The organism is Alsobacter sp. KACC 23698, assembly GCF_045348435.1.
Taxonomy (GTDB): domain Bacteria; phylum Pseudomonadota; class Alphaproteobacteria; order Rhizobiales; family Beijerinckiaceae; genus Alsobacter.
The window spans coordinates 2,010,483-2,034,511 of the sequence record NZ_CP157484.1; the positions used below are offsets into that span (position 1 = coordinate 2,010,483).

A 24,029-nucleotide genomic window follows, 5' to 3' on the forward strand; every position below is an offset into this window, starting at 1 on the left:
TCACCGGTCCTTGTAGGCGGCGCCGAGCGCCTGCGAGACGCCCCGCTGGGTGATGTAGCCCTTGTAGAAGCCCTCGTCGTCCACGCAGGCGAGCCACGTGACCCCGTGCGTGAACATGTCCGACACCGCGACGCGCAGGTCGCTCTTCACGTTGACGACGCCGGGCAGCGGCTCCTGGCGCTCCGCGACCGTGCCCTTGAGCCCGCGGGCCGCCTCGATCCGGACCACGCCCCGCGCCCGGCCGCGCGGGCCGACCATGACGATGGAGCCATGGCCGTGCTCCTCCATCAGCCGCACGGCGGTGTCGAGCGTATCCTCGGCGCGGACGCGGGGCGGGTCCGCCATCATGGCGTCCGCCACCTTCAGGAGCCGCAGGCGCTTGAGCGTGCGGTCCGTCCCGACGAACTCGGCCACGAAGGCGTCCGCCGGACGCGCCAGGATGGTGTCGGGAGTGTCGTACTGGACGAGCCGGCCGTCGCGGAAGATCGCGATCCGGGTGGCCATCTTCACGGCCTCGTCGATGTCGTGGCTGACGAACACGACGGTCTTCTTCAGCTCCGCCTGGAGCTTCATGAACTCGTCCTGGATCACCTCGCGGTTGATCGGGTCGATGGCCCCGAAGGGCTCGTCCATCAGCAGCACCGGCGGGTCGGCGGCCAGCGCGCGCGCCACGCCGATGCGCTGCTGCTGCCCGCCCGAGAGCTGCTTGGGATAGCGCTTCAAAAACAGGCCGGGATCGAGGTTGACGAGCTCGAGCAGGTAGGCGGCCCGCGCCCGCGCCTTGGCGCGCGGCCAGCCCAGCAGGTCGGGGACGACGCAGATATTGTCCTCGACCGTCATGTTCGGGAACAGGCCGATCTGCTGGATGACGTAGCCGATGGAGCGGCGCAGCGTCACCTCGTCGACGCTGGCGGCGTCCCGCCCGTCGATGAAGATCCGGCCTGCGCTGGGCGCGATCAGCCGGTTGATCATCTTCATCGTGGTGGTCTTGCCGCAGCCCGAGGGGCCGAGCAGCACGCAGACCTCGCCGGCCGGCACCTCCATGTCGATGCGGTCGACGGCGACCACGGAGCCGAAATGCTTGGAGACCTGGTCGAGGCGGATCATCGAAGCCTCAAGCCGGGTGAGGTGAGCAGGCGCTGCGCGCCCAACAGGGCGAAATCGGCGATGATCGCCAGCAGGCTGACCGACAGTGCGCCGGTGAGCAGCTGGCGCGGATCGGTCTGCGAAATGCCGCGCGAGATGAAGGTCCCGAGCCCGCCGGCCCCGATATAGGTCGCGATGGCGCCGATCGCGATGTTGAGCACCACGGCGTTGCGCACGCCATTGATGATCACCGGCAAAGCGAGCGGCAGCTCGACCCGGCGCAGCCGCTGAAGGGTCGTCATCCCCATGCCGCGCGACGCCTCCCGCAGGGCCGGGTCGACGTTCATGATCGCCGTGTAGGTGTTCCGGATGATCGGCAGCTGGGCGTAGAGGATCAGCGCGATCACGGCGGGCAGGTAGCCGATGCCCTGGCCGATCAGCGACAGGATCGGGATGAGGACCCCGAACAGCGCGATGGACGGGATCGTCATGATGATCGCCGCCGCATAGAGCACCCGGTCCGCGGCGGCCTGGCTCTGCGTGATCAGGATGCCGATGGGCACGCCGGTCGCGATCGCGACCGTCACGGACACGCCCACGAGCGAGACATGTTCGAGCATGCGCTGCCCGATGACCGGCAGGTTCGCCATGATGAAGGCGAAGGTGTCCAAGCGCCGCTCCTCACTCCTGCGGATGTCGAGCCGCACGGTGGAGCATCAGGCGCCCGCCAAGGTTGCGAAGGCCCGGGAAGCGACACGTACCATCACGTTATCGACCCGCCTCGAGCGTCGGCCGGGCCGGATCCTCCCGCCCGCCGCGCACGCGCACCCCGGACGGCCGGACCCCGTGCAGGCGCTTGAACCAGTAGGCGAAATGCGACGTCGACGTGAAGCCCGTCGCGATGGCGACCTCGAGGATCGGGCAATCGGAATAGAGCAGCAGCTCGCGGGCGCGGTCGACCCGCAGGGCGAGGTAGTAGCGGGCCGGCGTGACGTCGAGATAGCGCAGGAACAGCCGCTCCAGCTGGCGCGGGCTCATGCCGACGCGCTCGGCGATGGCGGCGATCGAGAGCGTGTCCTCGATGGCGCCTTGCATGAGATGGACCGCCGAGCGCACCGGCCGCGGCAGGTTGGCCAGTCGCTCGAGCCGCCCCCCGCTCTGGTTGTCGCGCTCGTCGCGGATGCGCTCGTGGTGGAACTGGTTGGCCACCCGCCGGGCAAGGTCCGCCCCGTGCCGCTCGGCGATGAGATGGAGCATCATGTCCATCGCGGCCACGCCGCCCGAGCAGGTGAGGCGGTCCCGATCGATCTCGAAGAGCTTGTCCGTGCAGGTCAGCTCGGGAAACTCCTCCTGGAAGGCCGGCCGGTTCTCCCAGTGGATCGTGCAGCGATAGCCGTCCAGCAGCCCGGCCCGCGCCAGCAGATAGGTGCCCGTCGACAGCGAGCCGACGGCGATCTTCGCCCTGACCGCCTGCCTGAGCACGTTGAGGTAGCGCCGCTCGTCCACGGACTGGATGCGCAGGCCGCCGCACACGAAGAGGAAATCCGCCCCGGCGAGCGCCTCGTCCACCGGGACCGTCGCCAGCGGGATGCCGTTCGACGCCTCGACCGGCGCCCCGTCGAGGCTGGCCAGCCGCCAGCGCCAGGCGTCGCGGCCGATCAGGCGGTTCAACGACCGCAACGGCTCGACCCCGCTCGCCAGGCTCATCATCGAGACGCCTTCGACGAGCAGGAAGACCACGGTGTGGCGCGATGGGCCGAGCGCCTCGTCCCGGTCCAGGGATCGAGCTCCCGGGCTCCCTTTCAACACCAGGTCACCTCGTCTCGGCCGGTCTCGGCCGGCAGGCCGTTCCACGGTCATCAAGCGACGGCCCTCTCAGCTTTCGTCGACGACGCCGTTGCGCAGCACGCCCAGGCGGTCGAGCTCCACCTCGACGACGTCGCCAGGCTTCAGCCACACCGGCGGCGTGCGCCTCGATCCCACCCCGCCAGGCGTTCCGGTGACGATCACGTCGCCGGGCTCCAGCTGCGTGAAGGTCGAGCAATAGGCGATCTGGGTGGGGATATCGAAGATCATCTGGTCGATCGCCGCGTCCTGGACGACCTCGCCGTTGAGGCGCGTGCGCAGCCGCAGCGAGCCCAGCGCGCCGAGTTCGTCCGGCGTCATCATCCAGGGACCGAAGGCGCCCGTCCCGGGGAAGTTCTTGCCCGGCGTGAACTGGTGCGTGTGGCGCTGGAAGTCGCGCACGCTCCCTTCGTTGTAGAGCGCGTAGCCGGCGATGTGGGCCCACGCGTCCTCCCGGGCGACATGGCGGCCCGGCTTGCCGATGATCACGGCCAGTTCGCCCTCGTAGTCGAGCTGGGTGGAGACCTTCGGCCGGACGATGTCGGCGAGGTGCGCCGTCTGGCTGTTGGCGAAGCGCCCGAACATTGTCGGCTTCCCCACCACGTCGCGGCCGGTCTCCTGGCGGTGCGTCTCGTAGTTCAGCCCGATGCACAGGATCTTGTCCGGGTTCGGAATGACCGGGAGCCACTCGATCGCCGACAGCGGGACGCGCACGCCCTGCGACGCCCGTGCCCGGGCCTGGGGCAGGAGCCCGGCCGCGATCGCGGTTTTCAGGTCCGGCGCCTGCGCCCCGAACAGGGCGCCGAGGTCGACGACGTCGTCGCCGTCGACGAGGCCCCAGCTGGGCCTGCCGCCGGTCTTGAAGCTGATGAATCTCACGGTCTGCGAACTCCGGTGCGTCGCGGGCGTCGTCGGGCGTCAAAGATAGGTCGCCGCAGCCTCCGCCTCAAAGCGCCCTGGCGGACCTTCCCATGCGATCCGGGCGTGGTCGAGCACATACACCCGGTCGGCGTGGGGCAACGCGAAGGTGACGTTCTGCTCGCCCAGCAACACGGAGATCGAGGTCGTGGCCCGCAGGCGCTCCAGCGCCTTCGACAGGGTCTCCAGGATCACGGGCGCCAGCCCCAGCGTGGGCTCGTCCAGGATGAGCAGCTTGGGCTTCATCATCAGCGCCCGGGCGATCGCCAGCATCTGCTGTTCGCCGCCGCTCAGGGTGCGGGCGATCTGGGACTGGCGGCTGCGCAGGATGGGAAAGAGGTCGAACAGCCATTCCAGCCTCTCCGACCGTTCCTGGCCGCCCAGGAGGTGTCCCCCGAGGTCCAGGTTCTCCCGCACGCTCATGTCGCCGAAGAGCTCGCGCGTCTCCGGGCATTGCACGACGCCCAGCCGGGCGATCGCGGCGGCGCTGAGGTCGCGCAGCGGCGCGCCCGCCCAGCGGATCGCTCCCGAATAGGGCGTCAATCCCGAGATGGCGTTGAACAGGGTCGTCTTGCCGGCCCCGTTCAGGCCGACTACGGAGACGAACTCGCCCTCGTGAACGTGCAGGGACACGCCCTGGAGCGCCTGCGCCTTGCCGTAAAGCACCTCCACGTTCTCGACCTGGAGAGCCGCGTTCACGTCCTTGAAGCTGGATTCCGGCCGCGCCACGGTGGTGAGCGCGCCGCCCAGATAGACCCGCCTGACGGTGGGGTCGGCCATCACCTGCGCGGCGCTGCCCTCGGCGATCCATTCGCCGAGATACATCGCCAGCACGCGGTCGACGAGGGCCGCCACGCTCTTGACGTTGTGGTCGACCAGCAGCACCGCCCGGCCTTCCGTCCGGAACTCCCGGATGAGTTCGGAGAACTGGCCGACCTCGGACGCCGTCAGGCCCGCGAAGGGCTCGTCCACCAGCACGAGCTTGGGATGGCGCGCGATGGCCTTGGCGAGCTCCAGCCTGCGCAGATCCGCGAAGGCGAGCGTCGGCGGCCTGCGCTCCATGACGTGGCCGAGCCCGACACGCTCGGCGATCGCCCGGGCCTTGCCGTCGACCTCCGGGTCGGCGAAGAGGCGGATCAGGCTGTCGGGCAGCAACGCGACCTTGATGTTCTCCAGCACAGTCTGCCGGTTCAGCGGGCGCGAATGCTGGAAGACGAGGCCGACGCCCCGGCGGGCGACCTTGTGGGACGGCAGGCCGCTGATCTGCGCGCCGTCGAGCGTGATGCGCCCCGACGTGGGCTTCTCGACCCCCATGATCATCTTCATGGCGGTCGACTTGCCCGATCCGTTGGGGCCGATCAGTCCGAGGATCTCGCCCGGGCGGATCGAGAAGCTCAGGTCCTTGACGGCGACGAGCCCGCCATACCGCTTGGTGACGCCGCTGACTTCGAGCATCGGTTGCGTGCTCATCCGCGGGCTTCCCCCCGCAGCATGCCGAGAAAGCCGTTCGGGAAGAACAGGATCACCAGCAGCGCGACGCCCGACACGATCGGCGTCGCGAGCTCGCCGAGAGGCCTGAGGAGTTCGCCCATCGCGATGAGGAAGACCGCCCCGATGGCGGCCCCGATCACGGTTCGTCTGCCGCCCAGCACCGCCGCGATGATGACCTGCACGCCGACGGCCACGTCCACGAAGGTGCCGACCGAGGCTGTGCCCATGTAGAAGACCATCAGGGCGCCGGCGAGGCCGGAGAAGAAGGCGCTGACGATGAAGGCGGCGAGCTTGTGCTTGGCGACGTTGAAGCCGAGCGCGCCGGCCTGGACGGCGTCCTGCCCGCTCGCCTGCAGGATCAGCCCGATGGACGAGCGCGACAGGCCGAACAGGATGGCGCCGCTCACCGCCATGAAGCCGAAGGCGATCCAGTAATTCGTCTTCGCGTCGATGGAGATGACGTCCGGCACCGAGAGCCCGATTTCACCGCCGGTGAGGTCTGCGAAGACGACGATGAAATTCTGCAGCATCAGCACCGCGACCAGGGTGGTCAGGCCGAAATAGGGTCCGCTGACCCGCAGCGCCGGCAAGGCCAGCGCCACGCCGCCGATCACGGCCGCGCCCGCGCCGGCCAGGATGCACAGCCAGATCGACAGCCCCGGCGAGAACTGGGTGTCGAGGATCCCGGCCGTGTAGGCCCCGAGCCCGATCAGGAAGGTCGGGCCGAAATTGACCTCCCCGGCGAACCCGAACAGGAGATCCCACGACATCGCGAAGACGGCCGTGAAATAGGCCACCGTCATCAGGCCGAGCACGTAGCCGGACGCGTAGAGCGGCAGCACCGATGCGACCGCCAGCACCACGAGGCCGATCCAGAACAGGCGGGACGTCGCGAGCGAACGCATGGCCATCACCTCCGTCCGAACAGCCCCTGGGGCCGCAGATACATCACGAGCAGAAGAAGCAGCAGCGACGGGATGGTCCGGTAGGCCGGCGAGATCGTGTAGGCGGTGATCGTCTCCAGATAGCCCACCACATAGGCCGCGATCAGCGACCCGGAGACGCTGCCCAGCCCACCCAGGACGACGATCGAGAAGGCGCTCGCCGTCAGCGGCCCGACGCTGTAGGAGCTCACGCCGAGGAACATCCCCAGCAGCACGCCCGCGACGCCGGCGAGCACGCCGTAGACCGCCCAGACGGCGAGATAGATGTTCGACAGCTCGAACCCCAGCAGGGTTACGCCGCGCGGGTTCATCGACGCGGCCAGGACGGCCTTGCCGGCCTGGGTGCGGTTCACCAGCACCCAGAGCAGCCCGATGACCACCCAGCAGATCGTCGCCGTGAAATACTCGTTGGCCGGGGTGCGCACTCCCAGCACCGTCACCACCCCCTCGATGATGGGCAGGACCGTCTTGGCGTTGTTGGTGAACAGGTAGGAGATCGCCTCCTGGATCAGGATGCCCCACAGCAGCGTGGAGGTGAGGATGAAGATCTCCTTCTCCGACTCCGCGATCCTCCTGGAGCGCTGGATGGGCCGGACCGCGATGAAATAGGTCGCGAAGGACAGGACGACGCTGGTGAGCACCCCGATGGAGGCGCCCACATAGCTGCCCACATGCAGCCCTCCGGCGGCGGCCCAGGCGGCGACGGCGGCCGCCACCATGATCGATCCGTGCGACAGGTTGAGCACGCCGGACACGCCGAAGATCAGCGTGAACCCCGTCGCGCCCAGCGCATAGAGGGCGCTGACGGCGAAGCCGTCGATCACGATTTGCCACAGCAGCATGTCGGGGACCCGGTCGAAGGTGGGACAGGCGGCGCGATCGAGAAGGGCCGCCCGAGGGCGGCCCTGATCCCCGACGTCAGTTCGAGGACGTCTTGATGAAGGCCGGGAAGGTGAGCTTCCCGTTCGCCACGTCCTTGGGCCAGAGATTGACCTGCTTGCCGTTCTGCCACTGCAGCATCAGCCCGGTGATCGCGCCCTTGCCGGTCTTCAGCCCGTGCACATGGGGGTCGCCTTTGGGCAGGAACTGGATGCGGCCGATCGTGCCGACATAGTCGGTCTTCTCGAGTGCATCGACGAGCTTGTCGCTGTCGGTCGACCCGGCGCGCTTGACGGCGTCGGCGAGGTAATAGACCTCGTCATAGGCCGTGTAGCCCGAATAGGACGGGGTGTTTCCGTATTTCTTCTGGAACGCTTCGACGAAGGGCAGGGTCTTCGGCGTCACGGCTACGCCCGGTCCCGACACGGCGTTGTAGAGCACGCCTTCGGTGGCGCCGTTGGTGTCTTTCCAGAAGGTCGAGTTGGTCGCCTGCGACGAGACGCCCAGCATCGGGATCGGCACCTGCTGGCTCTTCCACTGCACGGTCGGCTGCGTGCCGACATGCGAGATGCCGGTGATCATCACGTCGGGCTTTTGCGCCTCGATCTTGTTGAAGATCGGCGTGAAGTCGGTGGTGTCGGGCGAGAACCGGACGTGGTCGAGCACCTTCAGGCCGCTCTCGGGCAGGCATTTCTCGTAGCCCGCGTCGAGCGGCTTCGTCCAGGCCGCGTCCTCGCTGACGATCACGGCGGTCTTCATCTTCAGCCCGTCGACGAGCAGGTCCTTGGCCGCCTCGCACACCAGCCCGGACAGGGCGCTGGAGGTGAGGTAGCCATGGAAGGTGTATTTGTTGCGCTCGTAGTCCTTGGCGATGTTCTCGGTGATGACGTCCGACGCCGCGCCGGGCGTGATCATGACCGTCTTCAGCCGGCCGGCCCAGGGCTCCAGCGCCAGCACGACCTCGCTGATATAGCTGGCGATGACCGCGTTGACCTTGTCCTCGTTGACGGCGCGCTGGAAGGCGCGGATCGATTCGGCCGACGAAGAGTGGTTGTCGTAGGTGACGATCTCGATCTTGCGGCCATCCACGCCGCCGGCCGCGTTGATCTCGTCGGCCGCCAGCTGCGCGGCGAGAGGAATGGAGGAGCCCGCGACCGCCTGGGCTTCGGCGATCACGCCGATCCTGATCGGGTCGGCTGCCCTCGCAGGCGAGGCCGCCAGGCCGACAGCCATGGCCGACGCGCAGACCGCAACGCCAAGCCGTCCGCGGACGGATTCATCAAGACGTCTCATGTCGCCTCCCTCAGGCTCATATCGATTTGTTTTCTTGGCGCCATGGTGAGACAGCGCTGATGTATTGGCAAGCTGAGTCTCGGGCGGATACTTAGATGGAGCCGTTGTTATCAATGCGCAGATCCAGGAACGATGCTTCTTGACGGCGGATCGCTCATCTCCTCTTTGGCGAATTCCAGTCCGGGCTTGCGCGACTGACGTTTCGACGGCATGCGGATGAGAAAAGTCAACGCCCGACATCGCGCTCGGGGGCGGCGCCGGGCCGTCCGACGCTTCAAGGACTCGGCCGCCCGGCCGGACGTCATCGGATGATCGGGAAGGTCAGCTTCGTGGTGGTGCCGTGGGTCGAACTCTCCTGGTCCAGGGCGCCCCCGATCTGGCGGGCCAGCGCCTTCATCAGCGTGACGCCGGACCCGCCCTCGCGGGGCTTGTCGACGCCGCGGCCGTTGTCGGAGATCGCCAGCACGGCTTCGCCATAGCCGACGCCGCTCTTCAGGACGACGCTGATCCGGCCGACGCCGTCGTCGAAGGCGTGCTTGACGCTGTTGATCGCGGCTTCGTTCAGGACGAGGCCGAGCGGCACGGCGCGTTCCAGCGCCAGCTCGATGTCGTCGGCGTCGACGTCGACCGCGACGCCCTCCGTCTGCTGTTCGATCGAACGGCAGAGCGCGCGCAGGTAGCCGGCCAGACCGACCACCTGGGCGCCGTCGCGATGCGCCAACTGGTCATGGGCGAGCGAAATGGCGTTGATGCGGTTGGCGACGTGATCGAGCGCCCGCTCCACGTCCTGGCTCTCGAACCGGTGCCGCTGGAGCGAGATCGACGAGAGGATCAGCGCGAAGCTGTTCTTCACCCGGTGCTGGATCTCCCGCAGCAGGGTCTCCAGCTGGCGCACGTCGCTGTTGGCCGACGCCAGGCGATCGGCCTCCATAGTCTCGGCGACCTTCCGCCGGACCACCGTGCCGATCAGCGCGCCGGCCGCGACCAGGAACTCCAGCGTGTCTTCGCTGAATTGGCGCGGCGTGACGCTGTCGACCTCCAGCACGCCCCATGTGGAGCCGTCCACCAGGACGGGCACATTGGCCAGCGACACGATGCCGTGCTGCTTCAGCAGGGGGGAGATCGTGAAGCCGCGCGCGCGCCCGCAATCGGGCACCACCACCGGCTCCGCCGTCTGGAAGGCGCGGCCGGGGGGTGAGCGCAGGTCGGCGGGCAGCGTCGACGACCTGACGACGCCGTCCCGCCAGCCGATTCCGGCCTCGATGAGGAGGTCGGACGTGGCCGGGCGATAGCGAAGGATCTTGACGTGGTCGATCTCGACGGCGCGCGCGACCAGCACGACGGCCTGGTCGAGGAAACGGTCCAGGTCGGTCGCCTCGGTCGCCAGTCGGCCAAGGTCCACGAGGATGCGCACATGCCTGCGCAGCTTCGCGATGTCAGCCGCCGGATCTGATGGGGGATCGGCTTTCATGCAGCCACAACGCCGTCCGCGGCCGGATGGCTCCCCCTCTCGTGGAACTCCCGATTTCAGCCCCACTTCCGCTCTGTCGCCGGATGTAAGGTGGCTCTGCGACGGACGGCCGTCCCGGGGCGCCGGCCAGGCGCCGCATCGGCCGGATGGGTCGAAGGCGCGAGCAGGGGAGTTCGGACATGTGGAGCGCGGACCAGATGCGGGTGTCGCCGGCGAGCGTGGTCACCTCGACCCGGCCGCTGCCGATCTCGGCGGAGACGAGGCAAGCCGCCTCGGACAAGCTGGAGGGCTTCCTGGCCCATACCTACGAATCCTGGGGCGTCGACCCCGAGACGCGGCGCTGGTGGGGGCGCCAGGATGGGGGCCAGACCCTCTGGTTCCGACTTATCGAGCGTGAGTGACCCGGCCGCGCCGGGCGTTCAGGTGAGCCCGCCCAGGGCCAGCCCGAGCATGATCAGGAACAGGCCGGCGAGCAGGATCCGCATATGGGCTTCGCCCCAGCCGAGCGGAGGCTTGCGATGGAGACGGATGGAGTTGAGCGGCTGCTTGGAGGAATGAAGGGTGCGCATCGCGCGGTCTCCGTCGACCCTGCGACGGTGCGCCTGATTCGAGCATTTCAGCAACGGTCAAGCTGCGATTGACCGGCGATCTCCTGCGGAGAACCGGGTTCAGTAGCCCCGGCTCTTGTCGAAGGCGTTGACCATCGGCCGCCCGTCCAGGAAGCGCTGCAGGTTCTCCAGGAAGATGTCGACGATCCGGCGGTTCTCGGCTGCGACCGTGCTGGCCGAATGGGGCGAGACGATTACGTTGGGCAGGTCCCACATCGGGCTGTCGGCGGGCAGCGGCTCGGTGGCGAAGACGTCGAGGGCCGCGCCCCGGACATGGCCCGAGGTCAGCGCGCGGATCAGGGCCGGCTCGTCCACCACGCCGCCGCGCGCGATGTTGACCAGGACGGCGCCGGGCTTCAGCGCCTCGATCTCCGCCGCGCCGATGAGCAGCCGGGTCTGCGGCGTCAGCGGGCAGGCGAGCACCAGCGCGTCGACCTGCGACAGCGCCGGCCGCAGGTCGTCCTGCCTCACCCAGCGGGAGACGCCCTCCGGAAGGTCGCCGCCCTCGCTGCGGCGGGAGGCCCAGACCTCCATTCCGAAGGAGGCGCACTGGCGCGCCGCCTCCCGGCCCACGGCGCCGAGGCCCACGATCAGGACGCGCTTTCCGTCGAGCCCCTCGACCGTGTAGCGCTCCCAGCGGCGGGCGGCCTTGCAGGCCTGCAGGTGCGGCAGGTCACGGAAGAAGTAGAGCAGCCCGAGCAGCGTGAACTCGGCCAGCGGCCGGGCGTGGACGCCGGCCGCCGTCGTGAAGGCGATGGAGGACCGGTCGAGCCCGGTGCGCTGCAGGAACTCGCCGATGCCCGAACTCGTGGCCTGCACCCATCGCAGCCGCGGCGCCGTGGCCGGCAGGTCGGCCGCTCCGGCCCGGTCGAAGTCGAACATCACGTCGGCCTCGCGCAGCAATCCGGCCCAGCGCTCCTTCTGCTCCGGGGTGAGCTCGCGCGCGTGGCCCACATGGTCGGCGACGTAGCGCGGCGGCGCCAGCAGATCCGGCTCGTGCAGCACGCGCACGCGATCCGACGCGAAGGCCCGGATGCGGGCCACGTGCTCGTCCTCCAGATAGGACGCGATCAGGACGGTGACGGGGGAGGGGGGCATGGCGATCCTGGGTCCGGCGCGGATTCGAAGGCTCATTCTTACAAACCCGACGACCGTCTTGGCCACAGCGGCGAGGCCCTCCCGGCGCATGCCGGACCAGCGTGGCGACGGCTGCGTGACGGCTTGTCGCCTGCAACCTGGGATGCTTAGCTCGGCGAGGTCTCCCGTCGCCGCCGCGGGTCCGTAAACCTGAAGGTCCCCTTGCCGAAGCTTCTGGAAGTGCGGGATCTCGTCACCCGGTTCGAAACGGTGGACGGCGTCGTGCACGCGCTGAACGGGATCTCCTACGAGGTCGACCGCGGCGAGTGCCTGGCGATCGTGGGCGAAAGCGGCAGCGGCAAGACGGTCGGGGTGCTGTCCATCCTGCGCCTGATCGCATCCCCGCCGGGCCGGATCGTCGGCGGCAGCGTGCTGTTTGAGGGCGTCGACCTCCTCTCGCTCGACGCCGCCGCGCTCCGCCAGGTGAGGGGCGGACGAATCGGGGTCGTGTTCCAGGACCCGATGAGCTCGCTCAACCCGGTGATGCGCATCGGCGCGCAGATCGCCGAGACGCTCACCGCCCATGAGGCGCTGTCGCGCTCCCAGGCGCGGGCCAGGGCCGCCGACCTCCTCGGCATGGTGGGCATCCCCCAACCGGCGACGCGGCTCGACGACTACCCGCACCAGTTCTCCGGCGGCATGCGCCAGCGCGTGATGATCGCCATGGCGCTCGCCTGCTCGCCCAGGCTCATCATCGCGGACGAACCCACCACGGCGCTCGACGTCACCGTCCAGGCGCAGATCGTGGAGCTGGTGAAGCGGCTGCAGACCGAGCTCGGCGCCGCCGTCCTGTGGATCTCGCACGACCTTGGCGTCGTGGCCCGCATCGCCGACGCGGTGGCGGTGATGTATGCGGGCGCGATCGTCGAGAAGGCGCCCGTCGACGCGCTCTACGCCCGCCCGGCGCATCCCTACACGGTCGGCCTCCTGAACTCGCTTCCGCGCCTGGACGCGCGCGGCCGCGCCAGGCTCCACGCCATCGGCGGGCTCCCGCCGTCCCTGCTCGGCGAGCGCCGGGGCTGCGCCTTCGCGCCGCGCTGCGCGCTGGCGACGGCCCGCTGCCGGGAGGAGACGCCGCGGCTGGCCGACGTCGGCGCGGGCCACAGCGCCGCCTGCTTCCACCCCTGGCGGGCGGCGAGGGCCGCATGAGCGAGCCCGAGGTCCTGGTCGGCGTCCGCGGCCTTGCGGTGCATTTCCCGACGCGCTCCGGCCTGCTCGGCCGCACGACCGGCGCCATCAAGGCGGTCGACGGGATCTCGTTCGACATCCGCCGGGGCGAGACGCTCGGCATGGTGGGCGAGAGCGGCTGCGGCAAGACCACCGCCGGGCGCGCCATCCTGCAGCTCATCCGGCCCACCGCCGGCTCCGTGACGCTGGAGGACGTCGACCTCGTGCGCCAGCCGCCGGCCGACATCCGCCGCGCCCGGCGCAGGATGCAGATGGTCTTCCAGGACCCCTACGCGTCGCTCAACCCGCAGATGCGGGTGGGAGAGATCATCGCCCGTCCGCTGCGGGTCCACGGCGTCGCGCGCACCCGGGCCGACGAACGCCGCATGGTCGTCGAGCTGATGGAGAAGGTCGGCCTGGACCCGGCCTGGCGCGAGCGCTACCCGCACGAATTCTCCGGCGGCCAGCGCCAGCGCATCGGCATCGCCAGGGCGCTCGCGACGAAGCCCGCCTTCATCGTCTGCGACGAGCCGATCTCGGCGCTGGACGTCTCGATCCAGGCGCAGATCGTCAATCTGCTCGAGGCGCTGCGCGAAGAACTGGGGCTCACCTACCTGTTCATCGCCCATGACCTCGGCATGGTGCGCCACATTTCCACCCGCGTCGCCGTGATGTATCTCGGCAAGATGATGGAGCTCACCGCCAGCGAGGAGCTCTACGAGAACCCGCTGCACCCCTACACGAAGGCGTTGCTGTCGGCGATCCCGATCCCCGATCCGGTTCTGGAGCGCGCGCGCCGCCGGATCCTGCTGGAAGGCGACCTGCCGAGCCCGGCCCATCCGCCGGCGGGTTGCCGTTTCAGCACGCGCTGCCCGCTCGCGACTGAGCGCTGCAGGCAGGAGGAGCCCGCCTTCCGGGAAGCCGCAGAAGGGCATTGGGTCGCATGCCACCTCGTCTGACGTCATCGCGCCCCTGCGCGTCCCTCGCCGGCGCGCGCCGCGCCAGAGGAGGGTGACGCATGCGCTACGTCGCCCGCCGCCTGCTCCAGTCCGTGCTCGTCGTCTTCGGCGTCAGCCTCGTGGCCTTCGGCCTCTTGTTCCTGACGGGCGACCCCACCGAGGTCATCCTCGGCGACAGCGCCGACCGGATGACCATGGCCCAGATCCAGGACTTCCGCGTCAAGATGGGGCTGGACCGGCCCTGGTACGTCCAATATGCGAGCTTCGTCGCCAACGCCCTGCGGGGCGAGTTCGGCTACTCCTTCGTGCGGCACCAGCCCGCCTATGAGGTGATCGCCGAGCGGCTGCCGGCCACGCTCCAGCTCGCCGCCTTCGCCTTCGTGCTGTCGATCCTGGTCTCGATCCCGCTGGGCGTCCTCTCGGCCACGCGGCCCAACTCGGCCATCGACCGGGCCGCCACCGTGCTGGCCCTGGCCGGGCAGTCCATCCCGAGCTTCTGGCTCGGCATCCTGCTGATCCTCACCTTCGGGGTGCGCCTGCGCTGGCTGCCGATCTCCGGCAGCGGGACCTTCGCGCACATGATCATGCCGGGGATCACGCTGGCGGCGTTCCCCATCGCCCGGAACATGCGGCTGACGCGCTCGTCCATGCTGGATTTCATGCAGCGCGATTTCGTGCGCACCGCCCGCGCGAAGGGGATCACCGAGACCCGCGTCGTCTACGCGCATGTGCTGCGCAACGCGCTGCTGCCGATCGTCACCGCCATCGGGCTCGAACTGGGTTTCCTGCTCGGCGGCTCCGTCATCACCGAGACGATCTTCGGCTGGCCGGGGGTGGGCCGGGAGATCGTGTCGGCCATCGGGTCCAAGGATTTCTTCGTCGTGCAGGCCGGCGTCATCATGCTGGCGCTGATCTTCGCCGGCGTGAACCTCCTGATCGACCTCGCTTATGTGTGGATCGACCCCCGCATCAGGCTGGACGCATGAGCGAGCCCTCCCACGCCATCGCCGAAGGCGGCGCGCTGGCCGCGGCGGACGGCGTCGCGCCCGCACCGGCGCTGCGGACGCGCAAGAGCCAGGTCGTCCCGCGGCTCCTGCGCAGCAAGGCCGCGATGGCGAGCCTGCTGGTGTTCCTGGTTGTCGCCGTGGCCGCCGCCGCCGCCCCCTGGCTCGCGCCGCACGATCCGTTCGCGATCCGGCTCATCCAGCGGCTGAAGCCGCCGGGCTACGTCAACGGCGCCCACGCGACCTTCTGGCTCGGCACCGACGCGCTCGGCCGGGACGTCCTGAGCCGGCTGATCTTCGGCGCGCGGGTGTCGCTCGTGGTCGGGCTCTCCGCGCTGGCGATCTCGGGCGTGATCGGCCTCCTGGTCGGGCTGGTCGCCGGCTATTTCGGCGGCCTCGTCGACGACGTCGTGATGCGCGTGGCCGACATCCAGCTGTCCTTCCCGACGATCCTGCTGGCCCTCACCATCATGGCGGTGCTCGGCGGGGGGCTCGACAAGCTCATCCTGGTGCTCGGTCTGACGGGCTGGGTGCAGTACGGCCGGATCGTGCGCGGCCAGGTGCTGTCGCTGAAGCAGGAGGAGTTCGTGCTGGCCGCCCGCGCCACGGGCGAGGCGCAGTGGCGCATCCTGTTCCAGCACATCCTGCCCAACCTGTGGAGCCCCGTGATCGTCATGGCGAGCTTCACGGTGGCGAGCAACATCGTGGCGGAGGCCTCGCTCAGCTTCCTGGGCGTCGGCGTGCCGCCGTCCGTCCCGAGCTGGGGCGCGATGCTGGCCGATGGACGCCAGTATGTCGGCGTCGCAGACTGGCTCACGCTTCCGGCCGGCGTCGCCATCTCGGTGACGGTGCTGTCCATCAACATCCTGGGCGACTGGCTGAGGGACTTCCTCGACCCGCGCCTGAAGAACATCCTCTGACGACCGCCGGGCCGCGCGCCCGGTCGCCGTCGGGAGCGGCTCAAGTCAGCCTTTGGCAGGGGAAACGATCGTGATGAACAGGCCTATGCTTCGCATTCTGACGCTCTCGGCGGCCGTCTCCGCCGCCTTCTGCGCCCTCCCAGCCCGCGCCGCCGACAAGCCCGTCGTGGTGCTGCTCAACGCGGAGCCCGTCAGCCTCGACCCGATGTTCACCCAGGCCGACGCGAACGCCATTCTGTCGATCCACGAGACGCTGTTTCGCCTCGACAATGACGGCAAGGTCGTTCCCGCCGTGGCGGAGTCGATCCGCAAGCTCGACCCGCTCAACTGGGAGATCAAGATCCGCAAGGGGCTCGTCTTCCACAATGGCGAGCCGATCAACGCGGACGCGGTGGTTTTCACCTTCGACCGCGCCAAGAAGCTCTTCGCGGCCGGGAAGGGCGACCTGACTTTCGCGCTCGGAGCCCTGAAATACGACCATGTGGAGAAGATCGACGACGCGACCGTGAAGCTGGTGATGACCGAGCCGGACCCGATCATCACCTCCCACATGGTCAATCCGGAGCTCTCCATCCTTCCGCCGCGCTACTATTCGGAGAACCCGCCCGAGAAGGTCGCCTTCGCCCCGGTGGGGGCCGGCGGCTACAAGTTCGTGTCCTACAAGGCCGGCCAGGGCCTGGTGCTGAAGGCCTTCGACAAGTACCGGCTCGGCAAGCCGCCGGTCGACGACGTGGTCATCAAGGCCGTTCCGGAGGTTGCGACCCGCATCAGCGAGCTGAAGGCCGGCTCGGCCGACCTGATGGTCGGCGTCCCGGCCGACCTCAAGGCCAGCCTCGACAAGACGCCGGGCGTGAAGGTGATCGTGGCGCCCAGCTACCGGCGCCTGTTCGTGGCCATCAAGCAGGGCCGCCATCCGGCGCTGGCGGATGTGCGCGTCCGCCAGGCCATGAACCACGCCGTCAACTGCGAGGAGATCGCGGGCGCGCTGCTGGGCGGCATGGCGACCTGCGGCATCGACCTGATCAACACGCCTTACAACAACCCCAAGCTGAAGCCCTTCGCGTATGACCCGGCCAAGGCCGCGAAGCTGCTCGACGAGGCCGGCTGGACGCTCGGCAAGGACGGCGTCCGCGTCAAGGACGGCAAGCGGCTCTCGCTCGACTTCGACACCACCAACGGCTCCTACCTGATGGACAAGGAGATCGCGCAGGTCATGGCCGACAGCTGGCGGCAGGTCGGTATCGAGATCAAGGACCTCAGGGTCATCGACTCGGCCATCAACGCGCAGATGCGGGCCAAGCAGGGCGCCGGCTATCGCGACCTGATGAACAGCTCGTCCGGACCCGACTACACCTGCCAGGGCGACCTGCTGCTCGTGCAGAAGGACTCCGGCTCCAACCGGATGAGCTGGGTCGACGACACGTTCGAAGCCATGTTCAAGGCCTTCAACCAGGAGTTCGACGAAGCCAAGTGGCAGGACATGTGCTGGGCGGCGGAGGCCTATGTGGCCGAGCAGGCGCCGGTGATCTGGATGTTCACCGAGCCGACGCTCTACGGCGTCTCGGACCGCCTGTCCTACAAGGCGCGCCCGGACGGGCGCATGTACCTGAACCTGGTGCTCGCCGGCGTGAAGTGACCGATCGCACATCGGCGCGGAGCGGATCCCGCGATGGTGACGCATGAACCGCTCGCGCCCTTGAGGGAGATCAGACCCATGAACCTGCCGCGCTGCTTCGTGGACCACCCGTCGTCCGTGGGCGAGACCTATGCCGAGCACATGCGCACGGCGCTGAGCTTCGCGGGGCCGCTCGCCAAGGCCTCGCTCGCCGCGTTCGTGCACGCATTCCTGCCCTGGCTGTGCACCAGGACGGCCAGCATGACCGTCCACCAGCTGCACGAGCGCATGACGCGGCGCTGCGCCGCCTGTCCGGCCGGGCGGCTGCATCGGCCCGATCTCTTCCCGGTGCGGGGCCTCCCGCAGGGCTGGGACCCGGCGATCTGACGTTAGATCCCGCCTAGAACACGTAGGTTCCGGGAGCCGGGCCCAGGGGAGGGTAGCCCTTGGCGGGCGCTCCCATCGGCGGCGGGGAGACGCGCGCGGCGCCGGAGCTTGCGTCCAGCCAGGCGCGCCATTCGGGCCACCACGAGCCGGCCTTGGCCGTGGCGGTCGCGGCCCACTCGTCTGGCCCGGCGCAGAGGTCCTCGGCGCTCTTGGTCGTGACCCGAAAATGGCGGCCGGTCGCGCCGGGTTCACTCACGATCCCGGCGTTGTGGCCGCCGCTCGTGAGCAGGAACGTCACCGCCGTGTCGGCGAGGTGCTGGATCTTGTAGACCGAGCGCCACGGCGCGACGTGGTCGCGCTCCGTCGCCACGACGAAGAGCGGGACGCGGATGTTCTGGAGCGCGACGGGGCGCCCGTCGACCACGAAGCGGCCCGCCGCCAGGTCGTTGTCGAGATAGAGCCTCTTCAGATACTCCGCATGCATCCGATAGGGCATGCGCGTCGCATCGGCGTTCCAGGCCATCAGGTCGGTCATCGGCGCGCGGTCGCCCATCAGGTAGTCGCGCACCCGCCGCGACCAGACGAGGTCGTTGGACCGGAGAAGCTGGAAGGCTCCCGCCATCTGGTCCGCCGACAGGTAGCCCTTCAGCCACATCATGCTGTCGAGCGCGTAGACCTGGCTGTCGTCGACGAACAGCGCCAGCTCGCCGGGCTCCGAGAAGTCGGTCTGGGCGGCCAGGAGCGTCGCCGACGCCAGGCGCCGGTCGCCGGCGCGGCCCATCGCGGCGGCCGCGATCGCCAGGAGGGTGCCGCCGAGGCAATAGCCGGCGGCGTGGACCTTCCGGCCCGGAGCGATCGCCTCGACGGCGTCGAGCGCCGCCATGACGCCCAGTCGCCTGTAATCGTCGAGCGAGACGTCCCGGTCGGCCCCCGTGGGGTTGCGCCAGGAGATGCAGAACACGGTTCGGCCCTGCGCGACCAGATAGCGGATCAGCGAGTTCACGGGCGAGAGATCGAGGATGTAGTATTTCATGATCCAGGCCGGCACGAGCAGGACGGGCTCGGCCGCGACCGCCTCGGTCGTCGGCGCATACTGGATCAGCTCGATCAGGGCGTTGCGGTACACCACCTCGCCGGGCGTGACCGCGACCGTGCGGCCCGGCTGGAACGCTTCCGCCCCCACGGGCGGACGCCCGGTCGCCGCGCGGGCGACGTCCTGCGTCCAGTTACGGAAACCCTCGACGAAATTCGCGCCCCCCGTCTCGGCGGTCCGCGCCAGGACTTCGGGATTGGTGAGCGGGAAGTTCGACGGAGACGCCACGTCGAGCCATTGCCGGGCCACGAAGGACATGACGTCCTCATGGTGCGGCGACACGCCCGGCACCTCGTGGGTCACGTTGTGCCACCATTGCTGCGTCAGCAGGAACGCCTGCTCGTAGACGCTGAAGGGCGGCACGCGCCAGCCCTCGGCGCGGAAGCGGTGGTCGCCGGGCAAGGGCTCGATGCAGGGCGGCTGGTCCTTCGCCACCGTGGCCGCGGCCATATGGGCCATGAGCCGGGAGGCCTTGCGCGCGGCTTTCACGGCCAGCTCGGTCCTCTTGCCCGGCGCCGCCGCGAGATGGATCCACCAGTCCATGGCCGCCAAGCCCAGCGCCGACGGCGAGAGGCCGCCGGTGAGCATCACGACCGACGCCGCGACGGTGCGGTCCATCGCCCGGAAGCTCTCCTCGCCGAGCGTGTCGTCCAGGCTCTCGACCGGCGGGGCGGCGCCGGGCGGGAGCACGTCGGCGGGAGGCGCCTGAAGGGGCGCGCCAGGGCCGGCGGCGTCGTCGGGGGCGGGCGCCGCCTCGGCGATCACGGGGGACAGATGTTGGGACGCGGTCCTGGGAGATTTCATGCGCCAGACCCTTCCTGGGCGTGAGTACGCCGGCGAGACGAGGCCTGACGCTAGCCCGCCTCGGCCGACGCCGCCTTACGCTGCGTCAAGGTGGCGGCCTCTTGGCAACCCAGTCCGCACACTGATCGACGTCAAGGCCGCCGCGAGCCTCCGGGTGCAAGCTCAGGTCTGCGGAAGAGGACAGGATCATGCGCGCCAAGGACGTGATGAGCCCCGGCCTGGTGGCCATCTCGCCGGAGGCCTCGATCACGCAGGCCGCGGCGCTGATGCTGGAGAAGCGCATCAGCGGGTTGATGGTGCTGGATGCGGCGGGGGCGCTGGTGGGCGTCCTCTCGGAAGGCGACCTGCTGCGCCGCGTCGAGCTCGGCACGGAGCGCAAGCGGCCGAAATGGCTCGAATTCCTGCTCGGGCCTGGCCGGCTGTCGTCCGAATATGTCCAGACGCATGGCCGCAGGGTTCGTGAGGTCATGACGCGGGACGTGGTCTGCGTCGCCGAGGACGCCGAACTCTCCGAGGTGGTCAAGCTCATGAACGACCACAGGGTCAAGCGCATTCCGGTGCTGAAGGACGGCAAGGCCGTCGGCATCGTCACACGCGCCGACCTCCTGCGGGCGCTGCAGGCCATCCTCGCGCGCGGCGCCGTCCCGGAGAACCCGTCCGACGTCGAGATCCGCGACGCCGTGCTGAAGGAGCTCAAGGCCCAGAGCTGGGCTCCGACCGGCAGCGTCAATCTGAGCGTCCGGGACGGCGTCGTGGAATGGACGGGCTGCATCTTCGACGAACGCGAGCGCGAAGCCCTCCGGGTGGCCGCCGAGAACACCCCTGGGGTGACCTCGGTGAAGGATCGCATGACGACCGTCGAGCCCTATTCGGGATTCGTGATGACGTCCCCGGACGATACGACCTCGGGCGCCGGCGGGCGGGACGCGGACTAGCCAGCCGGCGCCGCGGTCATGCATCCCCCGTCGGGATGCGCCCGTCGACGATGCGGATGATGCGGTCGCACTGGTGGGCGAGATCGAGGTTGTGGGTGACGATCAGGAAGGTCGCGCCTTCCTCCCGGTTGATCCGGCGCAGCAGCTGGAACGCCTCGTTGGCCGAGGCGGTGTCGAGATTGCCGGTCGGCTCGTCCGCCAGCACGAGGTCCGGCCGCATCGCGAGCGCCCGCGCGATCGCGACGCGCTGCTGCTGCCCGCCCGACATGGCGCTCGCCGGGTTGTCGCGCCACCGTTCCAGCCCGACGCGGGCCAGGAGCTCGTCGGCGCGGCTCGCCATCTCCGGCGTCGGCCGGCCGTGATCCACCAGCATCGGCATCATCACGTTCTCCCGCGCCGTGAAGGCCGAGATGAGGTGGTGATACTGGAACACGAAGCCGATGGTGCGCCCGCGCAGCCGGGTGATCGCCTCGTCGTCGAGGCCGCTGGTGTCCTCCCCGGCGATCGTGAGGCGCCCCGAGGTCGGCCGGTCCAGCAGGCCGATGATGTTGAGCAGCGTGCTCTTGCCGGACCCGGACGGGCCCATGATCGCCAGGAACTCCCCGGCCGCCACCGTCAGGTCGATCCCGTGCAGGATCTCCGTCTCGTTCGGCAGGCCGACATTGTAGGACTTGCGGATCTTGTCGAGGATGAGGACGTCAGCCACGGATCGCCTCGACGGGATCGAGCTGGGCCGCCCTCAGGGCCGGGGCCGTCGCCGCGCCCACCCCCGTCAGGCTGGCGATGGCGGCGGTGGCGACGAAGAGCGACGGTTCGAGGATGAGCGGGAACAGCTCGCCCCCATCCGCCTGGCGCGCCGTGCGGTGCCAGACGATCAGGGCGGCCGCCCCCATCGCCGCCCCGACCAGCGAGCCGAGGAAGCCCATGACCCCGCCCTGGATCAGGAAGATGCGCATGATCTGGCCGCGCCTCGCGCCCATGGCCCGCAGGATGCCGATCTCCTTGGAGCGCTGCGTCACCGACACGACCAGGACGGCGGCGATGCCGAACGCCACCGACAGGCCGACGAAAAGGCGGATCAGCGTGTTGGAGGTCTGTTGCGCCCGGACCGCCGTGAAGAACTGGGCGTTAGTGCGAATCCAGCTTTCCGCGTCCACGGGCGACACGAGGGCGATGTCCTGCGCGATCGTCTCCGCCGCATAGATGTCCTTCACGGTCACGTCGAGGGAGGTGACGCCTCCGATGAGGTTGAGCAGGCTCTGGGCCGTGCGCAGGCCCACATAGGCGATGCGCTCGTTCGCGCCCTTGTTGCCCATGTCGAACAGGGCCGACACGGTGAGGATGCGCCGCCGCCCGGCCGCCGTGCCGACATTGAGCTTGTCGCCCACGCCGACGCCGAGATTTTTCGCAAGCTCCACCCCGATGATGACGTCGTCGCTGTCCAGCCGGGGCTGGCCGGCCACGACGTAGTCGGGCACGCGGACGATGCCGAAATAGACCTCCGGGTCCATGCCCGTGACCGTGATGCTGCGGCTGGCGTCGCCCCGGATGGCCAGGGCGGCCCCCGAGGCCGTCGGCGCGACGAGGGCCACGTCGTCCCTGGCCTGAACGTCGGCGCGGATCGCCTGCCACTGGTTGATGGACAGGATGCGCTGGCTGGGGCGCTGCACGGTCGCGGCCTCGAAAACCCCCGGCGCGTCGCGCAGCGGGCGGGCCACCTCGTCGGGCGGCAGCAACTGGATGTGGGGCTGCGAGGTCAGCACCCGGCGGATGAAGTTCGCCTGCAGGCCCGCCAGGATCGCCGACATGAACACGATGACGGCGACGCCGATCGCCACGCCGCCCAGGATGAACGCCGTCTGCAGCCGGCCCTCGGCCAGGAAACGCAGGGCCGCGATCCACTCGAACGGCATCCAGCGCTTCATGACGGCGTCGCCCTGATCCGCTGCCCCGCCCGCACGCCCGACGCGGCCGGGACGACGAGGTCGCCCGGCTTCAACCCGTCGAGGATCTCCACCTGCGCCCCGGCGCGCAGGCCGAGCCGCAGCGGCTGCATCCGGGCCCGGCCGTCGCGGACGACCAGCGCCCAGGGCGCCTCCTTGCCGGCGTCGTGGACGGCCCGCGCCGGCGCGATGATGGTCGACGCCCGCCGGTCCACCTGGATGTCGACCGAGACGGTCATGTCCTGGCGCAGATAGGCCGGCGGATCGTGCGCCGTCAGCTTCACCTGCACGGAGGCGCGGCTGATGTCCACGCCGGGATTGATGTAGGTGAGCACGGCGGAGAAGCGGCTGTCCGGATAGGCGTCGGCGGAGACGAGCGCCTGCTGTCCCAGCGAGAGCAGCGCCAGGTTCTTCTCGTCGATGTCGACGACCAGCTGCACCTCGCCGCTGGGCGCCAGCACGAGCAGGGCTCGCCCGGGCTGCACGACGGCGCCCTTCTCCACCATGCGGGTGATCAGCACCCCGTCCCGGGGGGCCACGATGGTCGCGTAGGCGAGGCGCGCCCGCGCCGTGTCCAGCGTGGCGCGGGCCTGCACGAGCTGCGTCTCCGCCATCACGGCGTCGCTGCCGCCGGGCGAGAGCGTGAACACCGCCAGTTCGGCCGTACGCACCTGCGTCCGGGCCACGTCGAGGTCGCGGGTGGCCGCGTCGAGCGACGCCCGGGTGCCGGCGCCGTTGCGGGCCAGCTGCTCGGCCCGGTCGTAGGAGGACTGCGCGTTGGCGAGGGTCGCCCGGGCCTGCTTCAGGCTTTCCTCGGCGGACGGCCGCGTCACCTCGCGGATCTGCCGCAGGCGCGCCTCGGCCTGCGCGACGGCGCCCTCCGCCTGCACGAGGGCGGCCTGCAGCTCGCCGGCGTCCAGGAGCACGAGCGGCTGCCCCTGGCGCACGACCTCGCCCTCCGCGACGAGCACCTGGGACACGGTGCCGGTGATCTGGCTGCCGATCTCGACCCGGTAGGGCGTCTCCACATGGCCGCTGGCCACCACGGACCTGACGAGGTCGCCGCTGCGCACCGGATAGACGACCACCTCCGGCCCCACCGCCCAGCGCAGCGCCAGGAGCGCCGCCGGGACGACGACGAGGAGGCCGGCGAGGATGCGCCACTTCAGCCGCCAGAGCGCCGCCAACGGGTGATCGGGGGCGAACGGCTTGGCGCGCCCCAGATCGATCTCACGACTTTTCACGTCCACGGCCCTCGGGGGAGCGAGCGAGCCTTCACGTTAGCCGGGGAGTCGTCGGACTGCTTTGCGGCAGATCAGCGGCCGACCAGCGCGGCGAGCGCCGCGCGGCGTCACTGCGTCAGGAACAGGGCCGCCGCGATGGCGATTGAGGCCAGCACCGCCGTCGCGGCCCCGGCGGTCCGCAGCACGCCCATGCGGCGCAGCGCGACCGCGAAGACGATGATGATCGGGGTCGTCACCACGAGCCCCAGTTGCGCGTCGGTCATGGCCATCTCCGGCGTTCAGGTCG

General features: G+C 69.6%; 24 protein-coding genes. 8 read left to right on the forward strand and 16 right to left on the reverse strand.

The annotated features are described in order from the left end of the window. The 9 genes from ABEG18_RS09370 to ABEG18_RS09410 form a co-directional block, all read right to left on the reverse strand. Positions 1-1,107 (reverse strand): ABC transporter ATP-binding protein, encoded by a 1,107-nt coding sequence (locus ABEG18_RS09370; protein ID WP_406857797.1) that lies wholly within the window; start codon positions 1,105-1,107, stop codon positions 1-3. Then, positions 1,104-1,736 carry an ABC transporter permease gene (locus ABEG18_RS09375; protein ID WP_406858574.1) on the reverse strand — a complete coding sequence of 211 codons (633 nt, stop codon included), beginning with the start codon at positions 1,734-1,736 and terminating at the stop codon, positions 1,104-1,106. The genes ABEG18_RS09370 and ABEG18_RS09375 overlap by 4 nt, the downstream gene beginning before the upstream one ends. Before the next feature lie 118 nt (positions 1,737-1,854). Beyond that, on the reverse strand, positions 1,855-2,895 hold the full coding sequence (locus tag ABEG18_RS09380) for a GlxA family transcriptional regulator (RefSeq protein WP_406857798.1): 1,041 nt from the start codon (positions 2,893-2,895) through the stop codon (positions 1,855-1,857). Between the two features lie 66 nt (positions 2,896-2,961). Continuing rightward, positions 2,962-3,810 carry a fumarylacetoacetate hydrolase family protein gene (locus ABEG18_RS09385; protein WP_406857799.1) on the reverse strand — a complete coding sequence of 283 codons (849 nt, stop codon included), beginning with the start codon at positions 3,808-3,810 and terminating at the stop codon, positions 2,962-2,964. A 39-nt stretch (positions 3,811-3,849) separates the two neighbouring features. Beyond that, positions 3,850-5,319, reverse strand: a complete 1,470-nt coding sequence (locus tag ABEG18_RS09390; RefSeq protein WP_406857800.1) for an ATP-binding cassette domain-containing protein — start codon at positions 5,317-5,319, stop codon at positions 3,850-3,852. After that, positions 5,316-6,245, reverse strand: coding sequence for a branched-chain amino acid ABC transporter permease (locus ABEG18_RS09395; protein WP_406857801.1), 930 nt, complete (start codon positions 6,243-6,245; stop codon positions 5,316-5,318). The genes ABEG18_RS09390 and ABEG18_RS09395 overlap by 4 nt, the downstream gene beginning before the upstream one ends. A gap of 5 nt (positions 6,246-6,250) precedes the next feature. Next, positions 6,251-7,126, reverse strand: a complete 876-nt coding sequence (locus ABEG18_RS09400; protein ID WP_406857802.1) for a branched-chain amino acid ABC transporter permease — start codon at positions 7,124-7,126, stop codon at positions 6,251-6,253. Between the two features lie 76 nt (positions 7,127-7,202). Next, positions 7,203-8,456 carry an ABC transporter substrate-binding protein gene (locus ABEG18_RS09405; protein WP_406857803.1) on the reverse strand — a complete coding sequence of 418 codons (1,254 nt, stop codon included), beginning with the start codon at positions 8,454-8,456 and terminating at the stop codon, positions 7,203-7,205. 301 nt (positions 8,457-8,757) lie between these two features. Next, positions 8,758-9,927 carry a sensor histidine kinase gene (locus ABEG18_RS09410; protein WP_406857804.1) on the reverse strand — a complete coding sequence of 390 codons (1,170 nt, stop codon included), beginning with the start codon at positions 9,925-9,927 and terminating at the stop codon, positions 8,758-8,760. Positions 9,928-10,106: 179 nt separating this feature from the next. On the opposite strand from ABEG18_RS09410, the gene ABEG18_RS09415 reads away from it, so the two are divergent. Next, a complete protein-coding gene (locus ABEG18_RS09415; protein ID WP_406857805.1) occupies positions 10,107-10,328 on the forward strand; it encodes a hypothetical protein in 222 nt (73 codons plus the stop codon). Positions 10,329-10,346: 18 nt separating this feature from the next. On the opposite strand, the gene ABEG18_RS09420 is transcribed toward ABEG18_RS09415, so the two are convergent. After that, on the reverse strand, positions 10,347-10,496 hold the full coding sequence (locus tag ABEG18_RS09420; protein ID WP_406857806.1) for a hypothetical protein: 150 nt from the start codon (positions 10,494-10,496) through the stop codon (positions 10,347-10,349). A 99-nt stretch (positions 10,497-10,595) separates the two neighbouring features. Beyond that, positions 10,596-11,633 (reverse strand): D-2-hydroxyacid dehydrogenase, encoded by a 1,038-nt coding sequence (locus tag ABEG18_RS09425; RefSeq protein ID WP_406857807.1) that lies wholly within the window; start codon positions 11,631-11,633, stop codon positions 10,596-10,598. 201 nt (positions 11,634-11,834) lie between these two features. Here ABEG18_RS09425 and ABEG18_RS09430 point away from each other — a divergent pair, with 201 nt between their 5' ends. From ABEG18_RS09430 to ABEG18_RS09455, 6 genes are all read left to right on the forward strand, one after another. Beyond that, on the forward strand, positions 11,835-12,821 hold the full coding sequence (locus ABEG18_RS09430) for an ABC transporter ATP-binding protein (RefSeq protein ID WP_406857808.1): 987 nt from the start codon (positions 11,835-11,837) through the stop codon (positions 12,819-12,821). Further along, positions 12,818-13,798, forward strand: coding sequence for an ABC transporter ATP-binding protein (locus tag ABEG18_RS09435; protein ID WP_406857809.1), 981 nt, complete (start codon positions 12,818-12,820; stop codon positions 13,796-13,798). Before ABEG18_RS09430 ends, ABEG18_RS09435 begins: the two co-directional genes overlap by 4 nt. Positions 13,799-13,857: 59 nt before the next feature. Next, positions 13,858-14,784 carry an ABC transporter permease gene (locus ABEG18_RS09440; protein WP_406857810.1) on the forward strand — a complete coding sequence of 309 codons (927 nt, stop codon included), beginning with the start codon at positions 13,858-13,860 and terminating at the stop codon, positions 14,782-14,784. Further along, entirely contained in the window at positions 14,781-15,722 is a 942-nt protein-coding gene (locus ABEG18_RS09445; protein ID WP_406857811.1) for an ABC transporter permease, read from the forward strand. Before ABEG18_RS09440 ends, ABEG18_RS09445 begins: the two co-directional genes overlap by 4 nt. Positions 15,723-15,795: 73 nt before the next feature. Continuing rightward, on the forward strand, positions 15,796-17,358 hold the full coding sequence (locus ABEG18_RS09450; protein ID WP_406857812.1) for an ABC transporter substrate-binding protein: 1,563 nt from the start codon (positions 15,796-15,798) through the stop codon (positions 17,356-17,358). Between the two features lie 78 nt (positions 17,359-17,436). Next, positions 17,437-17,724: a DUF6356 family protein gene (locus ABEG18_RS09455; RefSeq protein WP_406857813.1), complete on the forward strand. Its 288-nt coding sequence runs from the start codon at positions 17,437-17,439 to the stop codon at positions 17,722-17,724. 13 nt (positions 17,725-17,737) lie between these two features. Here ABEG18_RS09455 and ABEG18_RS09460 read toward each other — a convergent pair whose 3' ends face one another. After that, on the reverse strand, positions 17,738-19,621 hold the full coding sequence (locus ABEG18_RS09460; RefSeq protein WP_406857814.1) for a PHA/PHB synthase family protein: 1,884 nt from the start codon (positions 19,619-19,621) through the stop codon (positions 17,738-17,740). Between the two features lie 188 nt (positions 19,622-19,809). Here ABEG18_RS09460 and ABEG18_RS09465 point away from each other — a divergent pair, with 188 nt between their 5' ends. Next, positions 19,810-20,556, forward strand: coding sequence for a CBS domain-containing protein (locus ABEG18_RS09465; protein ID WP_406857815.1), 747 nt, complete (start codon positions 19,810-19,812; stop codon positions 20,554-20,556). A gap of 16 nt (positions 20,557-20,572) precedes the next feature. Here ABEG18_RS09465 and ABEG18_RS09470 read toward each other — a convergent pair whose 3' ends face one another. The 4 genes from ABEG18_RS09470 to ABEG18_RS09485 form a co-directional block, all read right to left on the reverse strand. Further along, positions 20,573-21,262 carry an ABC transporter ATP-binding protein gene (locus ABEG18_RS09470; RefSeq protein ID WP_406857816.1) on the reverse strand — a complete coding sequence of 230 codons (690 nt, stop codon included), beginning with the start codon at positions 21,260-21,262 and terminating at the stop codon, positions 20,573-20,575. Continuing rightward, positions 21,255-22,481, reverse strand: a complete 1,227-nt coding sequence (locus ABEG18_RS09475; RefSeq protein ID WP_406857817.1) for an ABC transporter permease — start codon at positions 22,479-22,481, stop codon at positions 21,255-21,257. The genes ABEG18_RS09470 and ABEG18_RS09475 overlap by 8 nt, the downstream gene beginning before the upstream one ends. Beyond that, positions 22,478-23,743, reverse strand: a complete 1,266-nt coding sequence (locus ABEG18_RS09480) for an efflux RND transporter periplasmic adaptor subunit (RefSeq protein ID WP_406858575.1) — start codon at positions 23,741-23,743, stop codon at positions 22,478-22,480. The genes ABEG18_RS09475 and ABEG18_RS09480 overlap by 4 nt, the downstream gene beginning before the upstream one ends. A 107-nt stretch (positions 23,744-23,850) precedes the next feature. Beyond that, complete coding sequence (locus ABEG18_RS09485; protein WP_406857818.1) at positions 23,851-24,006, reverse strand: hypothetical protein; 156 nt, start codon at positions 24,004-24,006, stop codon at positions 23,851-23,853. Between the last annotated feature and the right edge of the window lie 23 nt (positions 24,007-24,029).